This is a genomic window from Synechococcus sp. OH2 (assembly GCF_047462155.1).
In the GTDB taxonomy this organism is placed as follows: domain Bacteria; phylum Cyanobacteriota; class Cyanobacteriia; order Thermostichales; family Thermostichaceae; genus Thermostichus.
On record NZ_JANSIR010000045.1, the window covers coordinates 293 to 4,401 of the forward strand.

The following is a 4,109-nucleotide window of genomic DNA, read 5'->3' on the forward strand; positions in this document are numbered from 1 at the left end:
GCCAGCCCGGCCACAAAGGGCTGCATCGGATCCCCCACAGCGGCCACCACCTCTGGCGCTGTAGCGTTGGGCGAGAGATGGGCCAGACCTTGCCGCGCCAAGGCCAGCTTTTGGGCGTGGTTACAGACCGGGTGGCTGCTGTTGACCATGCCCTCTGCTTGCCAGCCCAGCCCCAGCAACACCGCCAGTGCCGTGGTGGTGCCCCCTGCCACACATTCGCCGATGACGCAGTAGCTCGACTCCAGCCGGGATCCCCGCTCGTACCCCTCCTGCCACAGGGATCCCACCTGTTCCAGAGATAAAGCCTGCCCCGTGCTCAAGCAGCGGGCCATCCCCCTGGCGCTTACCGTTTCTGCCCCCGGCAGCGGCTCCGGCAAACCACAGTCGAACACGCGACAGGGGATCCCCAACTCCCTCAGGACGGCGCGGCTGATCACCACCGGTGAAGGATAGCCATCGGGAGAGGTGGGTAAGCGGTGAGAATAGCCCCCCAGCAGCACCTCTCCATCGGCAAGGGCCGTGTAGCGCCGCAAGGAGGGCGTGGCGCCGGCAGCGGAGATGCCCGGCACAAGAGCTGTTTCCGTAAACCCCAGGCAGGCCAAAAACAGCGGTCGGGATCCCTGCACCCGTTGGCACCACTGCCGGGCCAAAGCCGGCTGCGTGTAAGCCTTCACACCAGGAAAGGGGAACATAGCAGAGAGCGGGGCAGACAGGCCCAAACTCCATTCTCCACCCAAGCGAAGGGCGGGATCCCGTACTGGCCGGAAAACGGCAGGGACTGCGCCCCCCAGCCCGATCGGATAGGATAGGTATACCCAATACAGTTTATGGAGAGCAAACCGAAGGCCATGAGTTTTTTCGACTCGGAGATCGTCCAAGAAGAAGCCAAGCAACTGTTTCAGGACTTCCAAAACCTGATGCGACTTGGCGAGCGCTACGGCCAATTCGACCGGGAAGGCAAAAAAATCTTCATTGAGCGAATGGAAGAATTGCTGGAGCGCCAGCGCATTTTCATGAAGCGGCTGGAGCTCTCCGACGACTTTATGGCTCAGATGACCATCAAACAACTGCAAACCCAGCTTGGGGGATTTGGGCTCTCCCTAACCCAAATGTTCGACCAGATGCACCAGACCCTAGAGCGCATGAAAGCCGAGGCAGACTCTGAGCGTTGACCCCAAAGAATGACCCAGACAAAAGGATCATGTCTTCTTCCCGCCAGACCCGCAACCAGAAATTAATTCTGGAGCTGCTAGAGCAGCGCTCACAGCCCCTTTCGGCGCAAGAGATCTTTTTGGAGTTACGCAATGCCAACCACACGGTGGGTCTGGCCACGGTTTACCGAGTTTTGGATGCTCTGCGCAATGAGGGCAAGCTGCAGGCGGTTAACTTGGGGGATCAGCAAACCTACTATCAGGTTCTGCCCAGCAACGGCCACAACCGCCATCACCTGATCTGCACCGAATGTCGGCGGGTGGTGCCTCTGCCGGATTGCCCGGTGGAAGATCTGGAGGAGCAGCTTGCCAGCCGCTACCAATTTGTGATCGAGTACCATGTGCTGGACTTCTACGGCATTTGCGCCGAATGTCGTGGAAAAGGTGGGCCAAGCCCTGCTTTGCAGAGATCCCCTTGCCGCGAGGCCAAGCCGCAATGATGAACTATCTCTGGACGGTGTTGATCGGGTTGGCAGGTGCCCTGATTGCAGTCAAGCTGAGGCTGCCGGCAGGAGCCTTGGTGGGCTCGATGGTAGCAGTGGGTTTGGTCAATGTTTGGGGGGCGATCCCGATCCCCACTCCCCCAGCCGGGATCCGCTTTGTCATGCAGGTGGTGCTGGGCATCCTTTTGGGCAGCAAGCTCACTGCTGAGACCTTCTTTGCCCTGAAGGATCTGTGGCGACCGGCCCTGCTCTGTACGGTGATTGCGGTGGGCACGGGAGTTTTGTCGGGGTATTTGATCTCCCGTTGGTTGGGCATCGAGCGCCTCACGGCCATCTTGGGCACGGCGCCAGGGGGCATTTCCGATATGAGCTTGATTGCCCTGGACATGGGAGCCCAAACCAGCACAGTGGTGGTCATGCATCTGGCCCGCCTGATCAGCGTCATCGTGGTCGTCCCCTGGGTGGTACGGCTGCTGATCCAGCCGGGCACCAGCTAGGCAAGCCCCTAGAGCTGCAGCAGGGGGTGGGTTAGACTAAGGAGCGATACAGAACTTAACAACCGAACCTCCGCCTTGGAACTTTCCCCTTCTCCACTGACCTACCAGGCCGACGCCGCAGGATCCCCTTGGAGCGCTGCTCTCTGTTCTAACGTCTCCTCTGGCCAAGGCGATTGGTGGCCCCTGCAACTGCATTGGCAGGGGGAGGTAGACCCGCTACAGCCTGAGTTGGTGCAGGTGGATCCCGTGTTGCGCCTGCTGCTCTTGGGGGATGGCTTGACCACCCGCAACCTGGCTGCCTTGACCCAAGAGCCGATTCAGGCCCATCTGCTCGACACGGGCCGGGTCGATTTGCCGGCGGAGCAGAGGGCCGCCCCCCAGTCCATGCAACGGCTGGCCAAGGATTTGGCACGGCTGGGATCCCCCTTGATGCGGCGGCGGGTTTGGCTGTGTGGAGCAACCTCTCAGCAGCCCTTGCTCTATGCCACCTCTTGGTGGAACTCCGACCATCTGGCTCGATACTTGCCCCATCCCAATCTGCCCATTGGTCAAAACCTAATCCAAGAAAAACTGGAGACCTTTCGCGAGTTGCGGCGGCTCTACTACGGCGAAGCCGAGCCTATTGCCCGGCTTCTCAACTGCCCCGGTCCTTTTTGGGCTAGGCACTATCTCCTGTTACACCAGGGCCAGCCTTTGACGGTTATTTACGAGGTCTTTTCCTCCCGCCTGCGGGCCAGAGTCCTGCCTGGCTAGGGCACCCAGCGCGCGGCTTGCCGGCGTTCTTTGCTGCCGTTGGCCGATAGCATGCGAGTTGGGCTGGCCGCTAGGAGGGAGAAAGGAGACCAGCAGAAGGGGCAACTGGGGCCGAGAACCTTCTAGGGCGTTGCCCGTGTCGGATGTCTGGGGGGACAGAGGAGGCTGCCAGAGAAGGATCCGCATTGCCGAGAAACTGAGAGGTGCCAACAACAACCGTTTTGCTGGCCACATCCAAACCTTGGGCTGGGCTGAGGACATTCCAGAGGACCAAACTTGCCAAACAGAGAGCAGCCCCCCTCCAGCCGGCACTCAAGAGCGCAAGCCAAGCAGCAGAGGTCACAGCCGGCTTTGGCAAGGGGGAGGGCTGGGGGAGGAGGCTGAGATGTAGACTCAGCGTTGCTGGCTATTGCTGAGGGACGTGGTATCTCGCTGGGCCAATTGCTGCAACCCTTCGGGGAAGTCGGCAGGCAGACGAGCTGGGTGAATCTCGCGCACCCGCCGACGGTAAGCGGCTTTGATCTCCCCCAGGCTGGCTTGGGGAGAAAGCCCTGGTAGTAGGTGGGGAAACAGGCGGAGGGGCCAGGGGAGACTCGGTAGAGAACCAGGGATCCCTCGCCAGCATATCCTGCCCGTTTTGGGAAAGCTGTTGGATAGGCTTTCCAGGAATCCCATTGATTCTGTCTCCCAGAACAAATTTCTGACCCCGAGGGGATCCCTGTCCTAGAGCTACTATGGAGCTGAGCAAACGGGGTGCTTGAGCGAGGAGAGATGGCTTCAGAGCGTCCAGTTTGGCGGCAGCGGTATCAACTCGAGCGGCGGCTGAGCAAGCGTAGCGGTAGACACACCTACCTAGCGCGGGATCTCCTCACCTCAGAACCGGTTGTCATCAAGCTAATCCTATTCGGGCCGGATTTCAACTGGGCCGACCTGAAGCTGTTTGAGCGAGAAGCCCAGATCCTGCAAACTCTCTCCCACCCGGCCATTCCCCAGTACCGCGATTGCTTTGAAATTGCCCTGAAAGGGGGGCGCGGCCTGGCGCTGGTGCAAAGCTACATCGACGCCCCCTCGCTGCAGGAGTGGATGGAGCGAGGGCGGCGTTTTGCCGAGCCGGAGGTGCGCGACCTAGCGCAAAAGCTGCTGCGCATCCTCATTTACCTCCATGAGCTCCACCCGCCGGTCATCCACCGGGATCTCAAGCCCAG

Annotated in this window: 6 protein-coding genes and 1 pseudogene; 5 read left to right on the top strand and 2 right to left on the bottom strand. The window is 60.5% G+C overall.

All coding sequences use genetic code 11. The features are described 5' to 3' along the window. Window positions 1-674 (bottom strand): annotated as a pseudogene (locus NW835_RS03250) (TIGR00303 family protein); the annotation flags it as partial. Between the two features lie 174 nt (window positions 675-848). Between NW835_RS03250 and NW835_RS03255 the strand changes: the two are divergent. The 4 genes from NW835_RS03255 to NW835_RS03270 all read left to right on the top strand — a co-directional run bounded on the left by NW835_RS03255 (window position 849) and on the right by NW835_RS03270 (window position 2,904). After that, window positions 849-1,172, top strand: coding sequence for a DUF1825 family protein (locus tag NW835_RS03255; RefSeq protein ID WP_414335060.1), 324 nt, complete (start codon window positions 849-851; stop codon window positions 1,170-1,172). Between the two features lie 29 nt (window positions 1,173-1,201). Further along, window positions 1,202-1,651 (top strand): Fur family transcriptional regulator, encoded by a 450-nt coding sequence (locus tag NW835_RS03260; RefSeq protein WP_414336590.1) that lies wholly within the window; start codon window positions 1,202-1,204, stop codon window positions 1,649-1,651. Then, window positions 1,648-2,151 carry an AbrB family transcriptional regulator gene (locus NW835_RS03265; protein ID WP_414335049.1) on the top strand — a complete coding sequence of 168 codons (504 nt, stop codon included), beginning with the start codon at window positions 1,648-1,650 and terminating at the stop codon, window positions 2,149-2,151. Before NW835_RS03260 ends, NW835_RS03265 begins: the two co-directional genes overlap by 4 nt. Window positions 2,152-2,226: 75 nt before the next feature. Then, the gene (locus NW835_RS03270) at window positions 2,227-2,904 is read left to right on the top strand and encodes a chorismate pyruvate-lyase family protein (RefSeq protein WP_414371033.1); all 678 of its coding nucleotides are present in this window, start codon (window positions 2,227-2,229) and stop codon (window positions 2,902-2,904) included. Between the two features lie 393 nt (window positions 2,905-3,297). On the opposite strand, the gene NW835_RS03275 is transcribed toward NW835_RS03270, so the two are convergent. Next, complete coding sequence (locus tag NW835_RS03275; RefSeq protein WP_414371035.1) at window positions 3,298-3,579, bottom strand: J domain-containing protein; 282 nt, start codon at window positions 3,577-3,579, stop codon at window positions 3,298-3,300. Window positions 3,580-3,675: 96 nt separating this feature from the next. On the opposite strand from NW835_RS03275, the gene NW835_RS03280 reads away from it, so the two are divergent. Continuing rightward, window positions 3,676-4,109, top strand: a 434-nt coding sequence (locus NW835_RS03280) for a serine/threonine protein kinase (protein WP_414414511.1), incomplete at its 3' end; no start/stop codon positions are given.

What these genes read in the sequence shown, in the direction of transcription:
- NW835_RS03275 (WP_414371035.1), bottom strand. Translation starts at nt 3,579, where the DNA reads ATGGGATTCCTGGAAAGCCTATCCAACAGCTTTCCCAAAACGGGCAGG.
- NW835_RS03265 (WP_414335049.1), top strand. Translation starts at nt 1,648, where the DNA reads ATGATGAACTATCTCTGGACGGTGTTGATCGGGTTGGCAGGTGCCCTG.
- NW835_RS03255 (WP_414335060.1), top strand. Translation starts at nt 849, where the DNA reads ATGAGTTTTTTCGACTCGGAGATCGTCCAAGAAGAAGCCAAGCAACTG.
- NW835_RS03260 (WP_414336590.1), top strand. Translation starts at nt 1,202, where the DNA reads ATGTCTTCTTCCCGCCAGACCCGCAACCAGAAATTAATTCTGGAGCTG.